Source organism: Chromobacterium vaccinii, from assembly GCF_001855275.1.
GTDB classification, from domain to species: domain Bacteria; phylum Pseudomonadota; class Gammaproteobacteria; order Burkholderiales; family Chromobacteriaceae; genus Chromobacterium; species Chromobacterium vaccinii.
The window spans coordinates 3,834,319-3,847,453 of record NZ_CP017707.1 but is presented as its reverse complement, the minus strand read 5'-3'; the positions used below and the strand labels follow the sequence as shown (position 1 = coordinate 3,847,453).

The following is a 13,135-nucleotide window of genomic DNA, read 5'->3' as shown; positions in this document are numbered from 1 at the left end:
GCAGTCTTGCGCCGCCGTTTGCGATTTAGGCTTTTTATTCTATGGAAAGCGGGCGGCAATTATCTTGCTAAATGGATTTTGCCGAGCGATATTGAGGAATAAAATGTCTCAACAAACCGATTATCAGGAGAAAATATGCCAAGTCTCACATTGGATAAGACAGACTTGCGTATTCTGGCCGAGCTGCAGCTTGACGGCCGGTTGACCAATGTCGAGCTGGCCGAACGCGTGGCGCTGTCGCCGTCGCCCTGCCTGCGCCGGCTTAAGCAACTGGAAGAGTCCGGTGTAATCCGCCAGTACGTCGCCCTGCTCGACCCCGCTCACATCGGTTTAGGCCTGCAGGCCTGGGTGCGCGTCACGCTGGAAAAACGCGGGAATATGCATTTGCAGAGCTTCATCGACGCGGTGCAAAACTGGCCGGAAGTGATCAACTGCTTCGCGATGACCGGCGAGATGGATTACCTGCTGCAAGTGTATTTCGAAGACATGGAGCACTTCTCGCGCTTCGTGATGGACGAGTTGCTGCAGCATCCGGGCGTCGAGGACGTGAAGTCCAGCTTCGTGCTCAAGGAGATCAAGCGCACCACCGCGCTGCCGCTGGGACAGATGCGCGGCATGTAAGCTGCGCGCGCCCCAAAAACAAAACGGCCCGGAAGGGCCGTTTTGTTTTGGCTGCGCCGATCAATCGCGCTGATGATGGGCGGTGGCGCCGGCCAGCAGCTTGTCTGTGTAGGCGATGGCCGCCGCCGACAGCAGGAAGGCCAGGTGCAGGAACAGCTGCCACTTGATGGTGTGCTCGTCGATGCGGCTGGCGTTGATGAAGGTCTGCAGCAGATGGATGGACGAAATGCTGATGATGGCCATCGACAGCTTCACCTTCAGCACCGAGGCGTTGACGTGGTCCAGCCACTCCGGCTGGTCCGGGTGGCTGTCGATGCGCAGCCGCGACACGAAAGTCTCGTAGCCGCCCACCGTCACCATCACCAGCAGGTTGGCGATCATCACCACATCGATCAGGCCCAGCACCGCCAGCATGATGTCGGTCTCGGTCAGGTGGTTCAGCCCTTCCAGCAGCTCCCACAGCTGCGCGAGAAATTTCCACGCATAGACGCCCTGCACCACGATCAGGCCCAGATAAATGGGCAATTGCAGCCAGCGGCTGCTGAAGATCACCTGGCCGAGCAGCGATTTCCTGGGTTCGGATTGAATTTGTCGTTGAACGTATTGCTGGTCTTGCATGGGCTTTCCTGTCGTTCGCGGCCGCGGGCGGCTTTACGCCGCCCGCTCGCCGTCACAGGCCCAGCCTCTGCCAGATGGTGGAGACCAGGCCCGCCTGGTTCAATGTGTAAAAATGCAGACCGGGCGCGCCGCCTTGCAACAGGCGGTCGCACAGCTCGGTCACCACGTCCAGTCCCAGCGCGCGGATGGACGCGGTATCGTCGTAATAGGCCTGCATGCGCAGGCGCAGCCAGCGCGGCACTTCCGCCCCGCACATGTCGGAGAAGCGGCACAGCTGGCCGAAATTGGAGATCGGCATGATACCCGGCACGATGGGAATGTCCACCCCGCGCGCGCGCGCTTCGTCGACGAAGCGGAAATAGCTGTCGGCGTTGAAGAAGTACTGGGTCATCGCGGAGTCGGCTCCGGCCCGGACCTTGCGCACGAAGTTGGCGAGATCGTCTTCGGCCGAGCGCGCCTGCGGATGGAATTCCGGATAGGCCGCCACCTCGATGTGGAAATGGTCGCCATGCTCGGCGCGGATGAACTCCACCAGCTCGTTGGCGTAGCGGAATTCGCCGGCGGCCACCATGCCCGACGGGATGTCGCCGCGCAGCGCCACCAGATGGCGGATGCCGTTGCCGCGGTATTCGTTCAGGATGGCGGCGATGTTCTCGCGGGTGGAGCCGATGCAGGACAGGTGCGGCGCGGCGGCCTGCCCTTCGCTGCGGATCTCCAGCACGGTGGACAAGGTGCCGTCGCGGGTAGTTCCGCCGGCGCCGAAAGTCACCGAGAAGAACTGCGGCTTGAACTGGGCCAGCTGCTGGCGCGTGGTGCGCAGCTTGGCCACGCCCTCGGGCGTCTTGGGCGGAAAGAATTCGAAACTGAAGGTGCGCGGCGTCTGCGTCATGGTGATCCTCTCTATCGCTGTCCTGGCTGCCGGCCTCTATGTGCCGTTGCTCGTTTGGCTTGCCCGAAAAAAAACGGACAGATCCATTTTATGGGGCCTGTCCGTTTCGCCTAGGTTCAATAATCAATAACGATAGTGATCCGGCTTATAAGGACCTTGCTTGGGCACGCTGATGTAAGCGGCCTGCTGATCGGACAGTTCGGTCAGGCGCGCGCCGATGCGGGAAAGGTGCAGACGGGCGACCTTCTCGTCCAAATGCTTGGGCAGCACGTACACTTTCTTTTCATACTGATGGCCGTTGGCGAACAATTCGATCTGCGCCAGCACCTGGTTGGTGAAGCTGTTGGACATCACGAAGCTCGGGTGGCCGGTGCCGCAGCCCAGGTTCACCAGGCGGCCTTCAGCCAGCAGAATGATGCGCTTGCCGTCGGGGAAGATGATGTGGTCGACCTGCGGCTTGATGTTCTCCCACTGGTACTGGCGCAAGCTGGCGACCTCGATCTCGCTGTCGAAGTGGCCGATATTGCAGACGATGGCGTTGTGACGCATCTTCTTCATGTGATCGTGGGTGATCACGCCGACGTTGCCGGTGGCGGTGACGAAGATGTCGGCCTGATCGGCCACCTCGTCCATCCGCACCACGCGGTAGCCTTCCATCGAAGCCTGCAGCGCGCAGATCGGGTCGATCTCGGTCACCCACACGGTGGCGCCCAGGCCGCGCAAGCTCTGCGCGCAGCCCTTGCCCACGTCGCCGTAGCCCAGCACCACCGCCACCTTGCCGGCCACCATCACGTCGGTGGCGCGCTTGATGCCGTCCACCAGGCTCTCGCGGCAGCCGTACAGGTTGTCGAACTTGGACTTGGTGACGGAGTCGTTGACGTTGATCGCAGGGAACGGCAGCTGGCTGTCCTTCTCCAACTGGTACAGGCGATGCACGCCGGTGGTGGTTTCCTCTGTGACGCCCTGGATGTGCTGCAGGCGCTTGGAGTACCAGCGCGGGTCGATGGCCAGATGGCGCTTGATCGACGCGAACAGCGCGGTCTCTTCCTCATTGGTGGGGTGAGCGATCGCGCCGATGTCCTGCTCGGCCTTGCTTCCCAGCATCAGCAGCAGCGTGGCGTCGCCGCCGTCGTCCAGGATCATGTTGGCCGGCTGGCCCTCGGGCCATTCGAAGATCTTGTGGCTGAATTCCCAGTACTCGTCGAGACTCTCGCCCTTGAACGCGAACACCGGAATCTCGGCGGCGGCGATGGCGGCGGCTGCGTGGTCCTGGGTGGAGAAGATATTGCACGAAGCCCAGCGCACTTCGGCGCCCAGCGCCGTCAGGGTCTCGATCAGCACCGCGGTCTGCACCGTCATGTGCAGGCTGCCGGCGATGCGCGCGCCGCGCAGCGGCTGCGCGGCGTGGTATTCGTCGCGGACCGCCATCAGACCGGGCATTTCGGTCTCGGCGATGTTCAGTTCCTTGCGCCCCCAACCGGCAAGCGCGATGTCTGCTACATGGAAATCGGAAAAATCAGCCATCGTGAAGCATCCTTGTTCACGCGGCCAGCCAGGATGCGGCCCACCCGTCATCCCGTGCCGCCACGGTCATGAGTCAGGTGAGCGCCGTTGGGTCGCTGGCTGATGAAACGGCCTGCGGCTGCCCGAGCCTGGGGAGAAGACTCCTCGCAGCGCTCCTCGGGTGACCGGGACATTATACCCAGTCGAATCGGAAAAGGTAGGACTTGTCATGTCAAAGCGATAAACTAAGGGCTTGTCCCTCCCCCGGACCGCCATGAGTTTCGTGTTCACCCCGCTGGCCGCGCTATCCGGCCTGGCCGCGCTGCTGGCCGCCGCCATCAGCATCATCGCCTGGAGCCGCAGGCAATTCGCCGGCGTGCGCTGGCTGGCGCTGCTGATGGCCTCGGTCGCGTTCTGGGCGGCTGGCGCGATGTGCGAACTGTCCGTCACCAGCATAGCCGCCAAGCTGTTCTGGTCCAAGGTGGAATACCTGGGCACGCTGAGCACCCCGGTGCTGTTCCTGCTGCTGGCGCTGGACTACAACCACATCTCGCTGCGGCGGCGCGGACTGGCCCTGCTGTTCGCCATTCCCGCCGTTTGCCTGCTGCTGGCGGCCAGCAACGAGCGCCACCACTTGGTGTGGACCAGCTTCCAGCCCAGCCCCTCGGGCCACAACCTGCTGATCTACGGCCACGGTCCGGCGTTCTGGCTGGGCGTGGCCGGTTATTCCTATCTGATGATGCTGCTGGGCAGCCTGCTGCTGATCCGCGCGCTGCACTACTTCCCCGCCCATTTCCGCGGCCAGTCGCTGACGCTGATGCTGAGCGCGATCGCGCCGTGGTTCGGCAATATTCTTTACCTGACTGGCGCCTTTCCTCTGCAAGGCCTGGACCCGACGCCGCACTCTTTCGCCTTCACCGGCCTGATCTTCGCGATCGATCTGCTCTACCTCCGCCAACTGCACCTGGTGCCGGTGGCGCGCGCCCGCGCCTTCGAAGCCATGGGCGACGGCGTTGTGGTGGTAGACCACCAGCTGCGCATCCTCGACATCAACCCGTCCGGGATCCGCATGCTGGGCGGCGCGCCGGCGGACTGGCCCGGCCAGCCGCTGCCCGCCCCATGGCTGGAAGCCAGCATGCTGGAAACCGGCGCGCATCTGGAGCTGACGACGCCGGACGGCGGCCGCATTCTGGACATCCGCGCCTACGAAATCGAGCCTTTCCACAAGCCGGCGCGCACCCGCATGCTGGTGATGCGCGACATCACCCAGCGGCGGCAAGCCGAAGACGCTCTGCGCGAGGCCAATCTGCAGCTGACCGACAGATTGGCGCAAATCGAAACGCTGCAGGCGGCGCTGCGCGAACAGACGCTGCGCGATCCGCTGACGCATCTGTTCAACCGCCGCTACCTGGACGAAACCTTCGAGCGCGAACGCGAGCGCGCAGAGCGCGAGGCGAAACCGATAGCGGTGGCGATGATGGATCTGGACGACTTCAAGCGCATCAACGACCTGCACGGCCACCAGGTCGGCGACAGGGTGCTGCAAGCGTTGGCCCGCCTGCTGCAACAGCAAAGCCGGGCCGCCGACATCGTCTGCCGGCTGGGCGGCGAGGAATTCATGGTGGTGCTGCCGGGCAGCGATGCCGAGCAGGCGCAACAGCGGGTTGAAGCATGGCGGCGCGATTTTCATCGTCTGGAACACGCCGGCGAACATCCGTTCCGCGCCAGCTTCTCCTGCGGCATCGCCGCCCTGCCCGGCAACGGCCGCGCGCTGGACGAGCTGTACCGCCGCGCCGACCAGGCGCTGTACCAGGCCAAGGCGGCCGGCAAGAACTGCAGCGTGCGCGCCGCCAGCGGCCAATAAAAAAACCGCCAGTCGAAACTGGCGGTTTTTTTGGCTGCGGCCGGCCAGGGTTACAGGCCGGCGTCGGCGCGCAGCGCCTCGACCTTGTCGGTGCGCTCCCAGCTGAATTCCGGCTCCTCGCGGCCGAAGTGGCCGTAGGCGGCGGTCTTGCCGTAGATCGGGCGCAGCAGGTCCAGCATCTGGATGATGCCCTTCGGACGCAGGTCGAAATGCTTCTTCACCAACTCGACGATCCTCTCGTTCGGAATGCGGTTGGTGCCGAAAGTATCCACCGCGATCGAGGTCGGCTCGGCCACGCCGATCGCGTACGACACCTGGATCTGGCACTGGCGGGCCAGGCCGGCGGCGACGATGTTCTTCGCCACGTAGCGGCCGGCATACGCCGCCGAACGGTCAACCTTGGACGGATCCTTGCCGGAGAACGCGCCGCCGCCATGCGGCGCCGCGCCGCCGTAGGTGTCGACGATGATCTTGCGGCCAGTCAGGCCGCAGTCGCCCATCGGGCCGCCGATGACGAAGCGGCCGGTCGGGTTGATCAGGAACTTGGTTTCCGGCGTGATCATTTCCGGCGGCAGCACCGGCTTGACGATGTCTTCGATCACCGCGTCGGACAGCGTCTTGTGATCGATGTCCGGGCTGTGCTGGGTGGACAGCACCACGGTGTCGATGCGCTTGGGCAGGCCGGTGGCGGCGTCGTACACGCAGGTGATCTGGCTCTTGGCGTCCGGGCGCAGCCACGGCAAGCGGCCGTCCTTGCGCAGTTCGGCCTGGCGCTGCACCAGGCGGTGAGCGTAGTAGATCGGAAACGGCATCAGCGTCGGCGTTTCGTCGCAGGCGTAGCCGAACATCAGGCCCTGGTCGCCTGCGCCCTGGTTCAGGTCCAGGCCCTCGCCTTCGTTCACGCCCTGGGCGATGTCCGGCGATTGCTTGTCGTAGCAAGCCATCACCGCGCAGCCGCGGTAGTCGAAGCCCAGCTCGGAATCGTCGTAGCCGATGCGCTTGATGGTCTCGCGAGCTATCTTGATGTAATCGATGTTGGCGGTGGTGGTGATCTCGCCGGCCAATACGACCAGGCCGGTGTTGACCAGCGTTTCGGCCGCGACGCGCGCGTGCTTGTCCTCGCGCAGGATCGCGTCGAGGATGGCGTCGGAAATCTGGTCGGCTACCTTGTCCGGATGGCCTTCCGAGACCGATTCGGAGGTAAACAGGTATTCACTCATTTATTATGCGTTCCCAAAAAATACAAAACCCCGTGATGGTAGAATAGGCCGCTTTCAGACCAAGACCGCTCAGCTTATGTCCAAGCTAGTCCAACTGCTACTGACCTTCCTGGCGAGCCTCCCATTATCCTGGCTACAAGGTTTGGGTGCCGCTCTGGGGCGGCTGACTTATCTCGCGTCCCCGCGGTTCGCGGCGCGGCTGCGGGAGAATCTGGGTTCTAGTAAAATCTTCCAAAACTATCAGCTTTTACCGCGTCAAGTCAAACTGGCGGCGGCGGAAACCGGCAAGGGCGCGCTGGAGCTGGCCATCGCCTGGTGCCGCAGCCCGGAAGACATCGCCGCCATGGTCAAGCAGTGCCACGGCTGGGAGCATGTCGAGACCGCTCTGGAACAGAATAACGGCATCGTCTTCATCACGCCACATCTGGGCAGCTACGACATCGCCGGCCGCTACATCAGTTCGCGGCTGCCGTTTCCGCTGACCGCGATGTACCGGCCGCCCAAGCTGCAGTGGCTGGAGCCGGTAATGCAGGCCGGCCGCGCGCGCGGCAAGGGCCGGACCGCGCCGGCCACCGCCGCCGGCGTGCGCGCGCTGATGAAGGCGCTGAAATCCGGCGAAGCCACCATCATCCTGCCCGACCAGGTGCCCGGCAACGGCGAGGGCGTGTGGGCGCCGTTTTTCGGCCGTCCCGCCTACACGATGACGCTGGTGCCCAGGCTGGCGCAGATGAGCAAGGTGACCACGCTGTTCTTCGTCGGCGAGCGCCTGCCCGGCGGCCAGGGCTTCGCGGTGCACATCGAACCGCTGGCCCAGCCATTCACCGGCGACAAGGAAGCCGACTGCGCGCGGATGAACGCCCAGGTGGAAAACCTGATCCGCCGCTTCCCCAGCCAATACCTGTGGAGCTACAACCGCTACAAATGCCCGGCCGGCGTCACCCGGCCGGACGCAGAACAAGGACACGCATGAAAATCGCTTTCGCCCTGCTATGGCTGATCCGCCTGCTGCCGATGCGGGCCATCGGCCTCATCGCCGCCGGCCTGGGCAATCTCGCCTACCTGCTGGCGCGCGGCCGCCGCCGCGTCGGCCTGATCAATCTGCGGCTGTGCTTCCCGGACATGCCGCTGGCCGAACGCAAGCGGCTGATCCGCAAGAACTGCCAGCACATGATACGGATGGTGCTGGAGTACGGCGTGTGCTGGTGGAGTTCGGCCAAGCGGATCGACAACCTGGTGGACATCAAGAACCTGCATTACGTCACCGATCTTCGCGACAAGGGCGAGGATGTGATTCTGTTTTACCCGCACTTCGTCGGCTTCGAGATGTGCGTCTACGCTCTGAACCAGTACATTCCGCTGGTCAGCGTGTACTCCCACCAGAAGAATGAAGCGCTGGACAAGCAGATCTACGCCGGACGCCAGCGCTACGACAACGCCTACATCGTGTCGCGCCAGGAGGGCCTGCGCCCCATCATCAAGGCGATGCGCAAGGACCACGCGCCCTTCCTGTATCTGCCGGACCAGGACTTCGGCGTCCGCGACTCCCTGTTCGTCGATTTCTTCGGCGTCAAGGCGGCCACCATCACCGGGATGTCGCGCATCGCCAAGCTGGCTCGCGCCAAGGTGGTGCCGGCGATCCCCCGCCGCGTCGGCGATCGCTTCGAGCTGGAGTTCTACCCGCCTTGGGACGGCTATCCCAGCGAAGACATCGAGGCCGACACCCGCCGCATGAACGCTTTCCTGGAAGACCGCGTCCGCGAAATTCCAGATCAGTATTTCTGGCTGCACAAGCGCTTCAAGAACCGCCCGCAGGGCGAGACGCGCGTCTATTGATCCGGCAGGCCGGGCGCTTGCCCGGCCTCAAATGTCAATCACCTAATCCGATAACAGTCTTCCGACTTACGGTATATTGTTAACCGCCGTTAACATACGCACACGTATTTCAAACAGGAAGATTGTTAATGATAAAACAAACTCTTTTCACCGCAGCTCTGGCAGCCGCCCTTCTGTCCGGCTGCGCCACCGAGTCGTCCCAGACGCTCGCGGTCGCGCAGGTCGCCAGCGCCAACAAGCCCTACAACGGTCCGCGCGCGCCGATTTCGGTCGGCAAGTTCGACAACCGCTCCAGCTTCATGCGCGGCATCTTCTCCGATGGCGTCGACCACCTGGGCAGCCAAGCCAAAACCGTGCTGATCACCCATCTGCAACAGAGCAACCGCTTCAACGTGCTCGACCGCGACAACCTGGCGGAAATCAAGCAGGAGGCCGGCCTGAAGAAGCAGGCGCAAGCGCTGAAGGGCGCCGACTACGTGATCACCGGCGACGTCACCGAATTCGGCCGCAAGGAAGTGGGCGACCACCAGCTGTTCGGCATCCTCGGCCGCGGCAAACAGCAGATCGCCTACGCCAAGGTCAGCCTGAACGTGGTCAACACCCAGACTTCCGAAGTCGTCTTCTCCTCCCAAGGCGCCGGCGAATACTCGCTGTCCAATCGCGAAATCATCGGCTTCGGCGGCACCGCCAGCTACGATTCCACGCTGAACGGCAAGGTGCTGGATCTGGCCATGCGCGAAGCGGTCAACAACCTGGTCAACGGCATCGACTCTGGCGCCTGGACGCCTGGCAAATAAGCCTCAACCCATACAAAAACAAAACCGAGACAATGAAAACGAAAAGCATCAAGTCGCATCGCCGCGTGATCGGCATGCTCGCCGGCTGCGCGCTGCTCAGCGCCTGCGCGACCGGCCCCAAGACTCTCTATCAATGGGAGTCGTACCAACCGGAAGTGTATGAATACCTGAAAGGCGACGGCGCGGACGCTCAGAAGCAGATCTCCGTGCTGGAAGAAGGGCTGCAGAAGATCCGAGCCAAGGGCAATCAGGAGCCGCCGGGCTATCACGCCCATCTGGGCATGCTGTACGCAAACGCCGGCAACACCGACCGGATGGCACAGGAGTTCGAGGCCGAGAAAAAGCTGTTCCCAGAATCGGCTTCCTATCTGAACTTCCTGATGAGCAAGCTGAAAAAATAAGAGGACATCATGCTCAAACATCTCGTCAAGGCGACGCTGATCGCCTCTTTGGCCGCGTTGGCCACCGGCTGCGCCGCCCCGGTTGTCAATCGCGACTACACCGCCTACAAGCAAAGCCGTCCCCGCGCCATCCTGGTCCTGCCGCCGGTCAATGACTCGCCGGAAGTCAACGGCCCCAACGGCGTGCTGTCGCAGATGACCTACCCGCTGGCCGAAGCCGGCTACTACGTGGTCCCCGTCGCGCTGATGACGGAAACCTTCAAGCAGAACGGCCTCTCCACCGCCAACGACATTCAGGCTGTCTCCCCAGTCAAGCTGCGAGAGATCTTCGGCGCAGATGCCGCGCTGTACACCACGGTCAAGCGCTATGGCGTGCGCTACAGCGTGCTGGACAGCGTCGCGGAAGTGGAAGTGCAAACCAAGCTGGTGGATCTGAAAAGCGGCCAGGAGCTGTGGGCCGGCAGCGCCGCCGCCAACAACGCCAACAGCAACAACAATAATGCAGGCGGACTGGTGGGCATGCTGATCAACGCCGCGATCAAGCAGATCGTCAACAGCGCCACCGACGCCACCTATCCGGTCGCCGGCATGGCCAGCAATCAGCTGCTCTCCGCGGGGCACGCCAACGGCGTGCTGTACGGCCCCCGCTCGCCGCAATACGGCACCGACTGAGCGCTTGGCTTACGAATGGAATAGCCGCCCGGCCTCACGGCCGGGCGGCTTTTTCATGCCCGCTTACCACTTGGGCAGCAGGAAGGGCTGGGAGCAGGTGTCCTCACGCTCCGCCGCCGGCGTGTCCATGAAGCTGTCCACCTCCGGGAAGCTGTCCAGCTTGTCCTTCTTCAGCGTGAACCACAGCTCGGTCAGCACGTTGCGTCCCTTGGCGTCCTTGGCGCAGCGCAATTGCAACGCGCCGCGCTCGCCGGTGGCGTAGCCCTTGGTGAACGCGTCCTTCACTTCCGCGCCGGTGCCGGTCTGGCCGGCCTGGGCGCTCAGGTAGCGGCCAAAGTCGCTGTCCACCACCGCTTCGCGCATCTGCAGAGCGGTGGAGAAGAATTCGTTGGCGTCGTAGCCGAAGCACTGCACGTGCTTCACGTATTCATGGGTCTGCAGATCGCTGGCGAGCTGCGGCATCGTTTCCTTCAGCCTTTGCCGCAGTTCTTCGGACAGCAACGGGACCGCCGTCAAATGCGGCAGCATCGAGCAGCCCGACGCCCACCATTGCTGCACTTTCACGCCCTTGTCTTCCAGGCTCTTGGGTTCCGACGCCCACAAACCGTGCAGGCCGATCAGTTCCTCCTTGGGCTGGCTCGGCAGACAACCCTCTCCGCCCGCGGTGCAGAAGCCCGGCAGCCACGCCAGCGCGAAGGTGTAATGGGCGAAATCGCCGTGGCGGGCCGGTTTCAGCTCATCGGCCTGGGCAACGCCCGCCAGCAGGACGAGCAAGGAAACTGTCAGTAGTTTGCGCATGATGATGACCATTGAGTTTTCACCGCATTTCATGCGGATATAAAATGTCAATTTCATTCAAAATGAGATATTAAGCAAGCAGCCGCAACAAATGACAATAAAAAAGCACTGCCGAGGCAGTGCTTTGTGGCTTGCGCGTTAGCGCGGCTATTGTCCCGGCTTGCGCCAGAAATAGCGGTAGACGAAACCCGGAAAGGCCGCCACCACGAACAGCGCGAAAGTGGTGACGTAAAACTGCCAATTCTGCGCATGCACCGGCATCGTCTGCGCCTCCAGCAGGCGGGCCAGCAAGCCCACCAGCAGATACAGAACGACGAGCTCCAGCGCCTGCCAGCCGAAATGCTTGCGCGCCACCTTGAACACGCAGGCCACGCGGGGGGTGGCGAACGGCAGATTGGCGGCCGCCAGGGCCAGCAGCAGCAGGATCACGATGCCGGTCTGCATGGTCCAGTCCTTACATCATGCCCAGAGACTGGCGCATCACTTGCGCGCACAGCTCCAGCAGCGACTGCGGCAGGATGCCCACTGCCAGCAGCGCCAGGGCGTTCAGCGACAGCACCAGCTTCATGTCGGCGCGAACGTTGATCGGGGCGTTGTCCTGGGCGTCGTCGAAGTAGATGGCCTTGACCACGCGCAGGTAGTAGAAGGCGCCGATCACCGACATCAGCACGGAGAACACGGCCAGCTTGATCATGCCGATCTGCACCACGGCCTGGATCACCGCGAACTTGGCGTAGAAGCCGGCCAGCGGCGGAATGCCGGCCATCGAGAACATGGCCAGCAGCATCAGCAGCGCGTACCAGCTGTTGCGGCTGTTCAGACCCTTCAGATCGTCGATTTTCTCGCATTCGAAGCCCTTGCGCGACAGCGCCAGGATGATGCCGAAGCTCACCAGCGACATCGCCACGTACACCACCGCGTAGAACAGCGCGGCGGAGTAGCCCTGCTTGGTGCCGGCAAGCACGCCCAACAGCAGGAAGCCCATGTGCGAGATGGTGGAGTAAGCCAGCATCCGCTTGATGTTGGTCTGCACGATGGCGGTGATGTTGCCGATGGCCATCGACAGCACGGCCACGATCATCAGCATGCCCTGCCAGTCGCCCACCAGCGCGTCCAGGCCCTGGGCCAGGATGCGCAGCACGAACACGAAAGCGGCCAGCTTGGGGGCGGCGCCGACCATCAGCGTGACGGAAGTCGGCGAACCCTGGTAGACGTCGGGCACCCACATGTGGAACGGCACGGCGCCCAGCTTGAAGCTCAGGCCGGCGACGATGAACACCAGGCCGAAGATCAGCAGCACGCCGTTGGCGGAGTGCGACTTGATCGCCTTGGCGATGGCGGCCAGCTCCAGCGAGCCAGTGGCGCCGTAGATCATCGAGATGCCGTACAGCAGCAGGCCGGAAGCCAGCGCGCCCAGCACGAAGTACTTCATCGCCGACTCGGTGGCCGGCACGGAGTCGCGCTGCAGCGCGATCAGCGAGTACAACGCCAGCGACAGCAGTTCCAAGCCCATGTACAGGGTCAGGAAGTGGGACGCGGACACCATCAGGTTCATGCCCAAGAGCGCGAACAGCGACAGCGAGAAGTACTCGCCCTTGAACAGGCCGCGGTCGGCGGTGTACTGGCGGCTGTACACCAGCACGATGGCGGTGACGCCGTACATCGCCAGCTTGACCAGCGCCGCCAGCGGATCGGCGACGAACATGCCGGAGAACGTGGTCACCGGGTACGGGGTAAAGGTGCATACCTGCGCGACGGCGGCGCCGACCAGGGTCAGCAGCGTCAGGCCGTAGGTGACGCAGCGCTTTTCATCCGAGATGAAAAGATCCAGCATCAGCACCACCAGCAACGCGCCGATCAGGAACAGCTCCGGCATCGCGGGTATCAGGTTGAGATCAGCCCAATTCATTTGTGTGTAT

14 protein-coding genes and 1 riboswitch are annotated in these 13,135 nt (G+C 63.1%); of the genes, 7 read left to right on the top strand and 7 right to left on the bottom strand.

The features are described 5' to 3' along the window. The first annotated feature begins 135 nt into the window (after window positions 1-135). On the top strand, window positions 136-621 hold the full coding sequence (locus BKX93_RS17885; RefSeq protein ID WP_021476520.1) for an Lrp/AsnC family transcriptional regulator: 486 nt from the start codon (window positions 136-138) through the stop codon (window positions 619-621). Between the two features lie 60 nt (window positions 622-681). Here the strand turns inward: BKX93_RS17885 and BKX93_RS17880 are convergent, their stop codons facing one another. The 3 genes from BKX93_RS17880 to ahcY form a co-directional block, all read right to left on the bottom strand. Beyond that, on the bottom strand, window positions 682-1,239 hold the full coding sequence (locus tag BKX93_RS17880) for a TIGR00645 family protein (RefSeq protein ID WP_046155430.1): 558 nt from the start codon (window positions 1,237-1,239) through the stop codon (window positions 682-684). A gap of 52 nt (window positions 1,240-1,291) precedes the next feature. Next, window positions 1,292-2,128, bottom strand: coding sequence for a methylenetetrahydrofolate reductase [NAD(P)H] (gene metF / locus BKX93_RS17875; RefSeq protein WP_021476518.1), 837 nt, complete (start codon window positions 2,126-2,128; stop codon window positions 1,292-1,294). 123 nt (window positions 2,129-2,251) lie between these two features. After that, entirely contained in the window at window positions 2,252-3,652 is a 1,401-nt protein-coding gene (gene ahcY / locus BKX93_RS17870; protein ID WP_046166371.1) for an adenosylhomocysteinase, read from the bottom strand. A gap of 72 nt (window positions 3,653-3,724) precedes the next feature. Then, a riboswitch (S-adenosyl-L-homocysteine riboswitch) is annotated at window positions 3,725-3,816 on the bottom strand. Window positions 3,817-3,905: 89 nt separating this feature from the next. Here ahcY and BKX93_RS17865 point away from each other — a divergent pair. Then, complete coding sequence (locus BKX93_RS17865; protein WP_070980773.1) at window positions 3,906-5,495, top strand: histidine kinase N-terminal 7TM domain-containing protein; 1,590 nt, start codon at window positions 3,906-3,908, stop codon at window positions 5,493-5,495. A gap of 50 nt (window positions 5,496-5,545) precedes the next feature. Here BKX93_RS17865 and metK read toward each other — a convergent pair whose 3' ends face one another. Continuing rightward, the gene (metK, locus tag BKX93_RS17860; protein WP_046155433.1) at window positions 5,546-6,715 is read right to left on the bottom strand and encodes a methionine adenosyltransferase; all 1,170 of its coding nucleotides are present in this window, start codon (window positions 6,713-6,715) and stop codon (window positions 5,546-5,548) included. Between the two features lie 76 nt (window positions 6,716-6,791). Between metK and BKX93_RS17855 the strand changes: the two genes are divergently transcribed. The 5 genes from BKX93_RS17855 to BKX93_RS17835 all read left to right on the top strand — a co-directional run bounded on the left by BKX93_RS17855 (window position 6,792) and on the right by BKX93_RS17835 (window position 10,418). After that, window positions 6,792-7,685 carry a lysophospholipid acyltransferase family protein gene (locus BKX93_RS17855; protein ID WP_046166373.1) on the top strand — a complete coding sequence of 298 codons (894 nt, stop codon included), beginning with the start codon at window positions 6,792-6,794 and terminating at the stop codon, window positions 7,683-7,685. Continuing rightward, a complete protein-coding gene (locus tag BKX93_RS17850; protein WP_046155435.1) occupies window positions 7,682-8,548 on the top strand; it encodes a lipid A biosynthesis lauroyl acyltransferase in 867 nt (288 codons plus the stop codon). Before BKX93_RS17855 ends, BKX93_RS17850 begins: the two co-directional genes overlap by 4 nt. A 128-nt stretch (window positions 8,549-8,676) precedes the next feature. Further along, entirely contained in the window at window positions 8,677-9,345 is a 669-nt protein-coding gene (locus BKX93_RS17845; protein WP_021476512.1) for a CsgG/HfaB family protein, read from the top strand. A gap of 32 nt (window positions 9,346-9,377) precedes the next feature. Beyond that, window positions 9,378-9,746: a DUF4810 domain-containing protein gene (locus BKX93_RS17840; RefSeq protein WP_046155436.1), complete on the top strand. Its 369-nt coding sequence runs from the start codon at window positions 9,378-9,380 to the stop codon at window positions 9,744-9,746. Window positions 9,747-9,755: 9 nt separating this feature from the next. Next, window positions 9,756-10,418, top strand: a complete 663-nt coding sequence (locus BKX93_RS17835; protein WP_046155437.1) for a DUF799 domain-containing protein — start codon at window positions 9,756-9,758, stop codon at window positions 10,416-10,418. A 63-nt stretch (window positions 10,419-10,481) separates the two neighbouring features. On the opposite strand, the gene BKX93_RS17830 is transcribed toward BKX93_RS17835, so the two are convergent. The 3 genes from BKX93_RS17830 to nuoN form a co-directional block, all read right to left on the bottom strand. After that, window positions 10,482-11,216, bottom strand: a complete 735-nt coding sequence (locus BKX93_RS17830; protein ID WP_070981892.1) for a ribonuclease T2 family protein — start codon at window positions 11,214-11,216, stop codon at window positions 10,482-10,484. Between the two features lie 147 nt (window positions 11,217-11,363). Then, window positions 11,364-11,660 carry a DUF2818 family protein gene (locus tag BKX93_RS17825; RefSeq protein WP_046155438.1) on the bottom strand — a complete coding sequence of 99 codons (297 nt, stop codon included), beginning with the start codon at window positions 11,658-11,660 and terminating at the stop codon, window positions 11,364-11,366. Window positions 11,661-11,670: 10 nt separating this feature from the next. Continuing rightward, the gene (gene nuoN / locus BKX93_RS17820; protein ID WP_046155439.1) at window positions 11,671-13,125 is read right to left on the bottom strand and encodes an NADH-quinone oxidoreductase subunit NuoN; all 1,455 of its coding nucleotides are present in this window, start codon (window positions 13,123-13,125) and stop codon (window positions 11,671-11,673) included. Window positions 13,126-13,135 lie beyond the last annotated feature (10 nt).

Bases quoted from the DNA above. Each gene is read 5' to 3' on its own strand.
- metF (WP_021476518.1), bottom strand. From the start codon at position 2,128: ATGACGCAGACGCCGCGCACCTTCAGTTTCGAATTCTTTCCGCCCAAG.
- BKX93_RS17850 (WP_046155435.1), top strand. From the start codon at position 7,682: ATGAAAATCGCTTTCGCCCTGCTATGGCTGATCCGCCTGCTGCCGATG.
- ahcY (WP_046166371.1), bottom strand. From the start codon at position 3,652: ATGGCTGATTTTTCCGATTTCCATGTAGCAGACATCGCGCTTGCCGGT.
- BKX93_RS17835 (WP_046155437.1), top strand. From the start codon at position 9,756: ATGCTCAAACATCTCGTCAAGGCGACGCTGATCGCCTCTTTGGCCGCG.
- BKX93_RS17855 (WP_046166373.1), top strand. From the start codon at position 6,792: ATGTCCAAGCTAGTCCAACTGCTACTGACCTTCCTGGCGAGCCTCCCA.
- BKX93_RS17830 (WP_070981892.1), bottom strand. From the start codon at position 11,216: ATGCGCAAACTACTGACAGTTTCCTTGCTCGTCCTGCTGGCGGGCGTT.
- BKX93_RS17840 (WP_046155436.1), top strand. From the start codon at position 9,378: ATGAAAACGAAAAGCATCAAGTCGCATCGCCGCGTGATCGGCATGCTC.
- BKX93_RS17885 (WP_021476520.1), top strand. From the start codon at position 136: ATGCCAAGTCTCACATTGGATAAGACAGACTTGCGTATTCTGGCCGAG.
- BKX93_RS17845 (WP_021476512.1), top strand. From the start codon at position 8,677: ATGATAAAACAAACTCTTTTCACCGCAGCTCTGGCAGCCGCCCTTCTG.
- BKX93_RS17880 (WP_046155430.1), bottom strand. From the start codon at position 1,239: ATGCAAGACCAGCAATACGTTCAACGACAAATTCAATCCGAACCCAGG.
- BKX93_RS17865 (WP_070980773.1), top strand. From the start codon at position 3,906: ATGAGTTTCGTGTTCACCCCGCTGGCCGCGCTATCCGGCCTGGCCGCG.
- nuoN (WP_046155439.1), bottom strand. From the start codon at position 13,125: ATGAATTGGGCTGATCTCAACCTGATACCCGCGATGCCGGAGCTGTTC.
- metK (WP_046155433.1), bottom strand. From the start codon at position 6,715: ATGAGTGAATACCTGTTTACCTCCGAATCGGTCTCGGAAGGCCATCCG.
- BKX93_RS17825 (WP_046155438.1), bottom strand. From the start codon at position 11,660: ATGCAGACCGGCATCGTGATCCTGCTGCTGCTGGCCCTGGCGGCCGCC.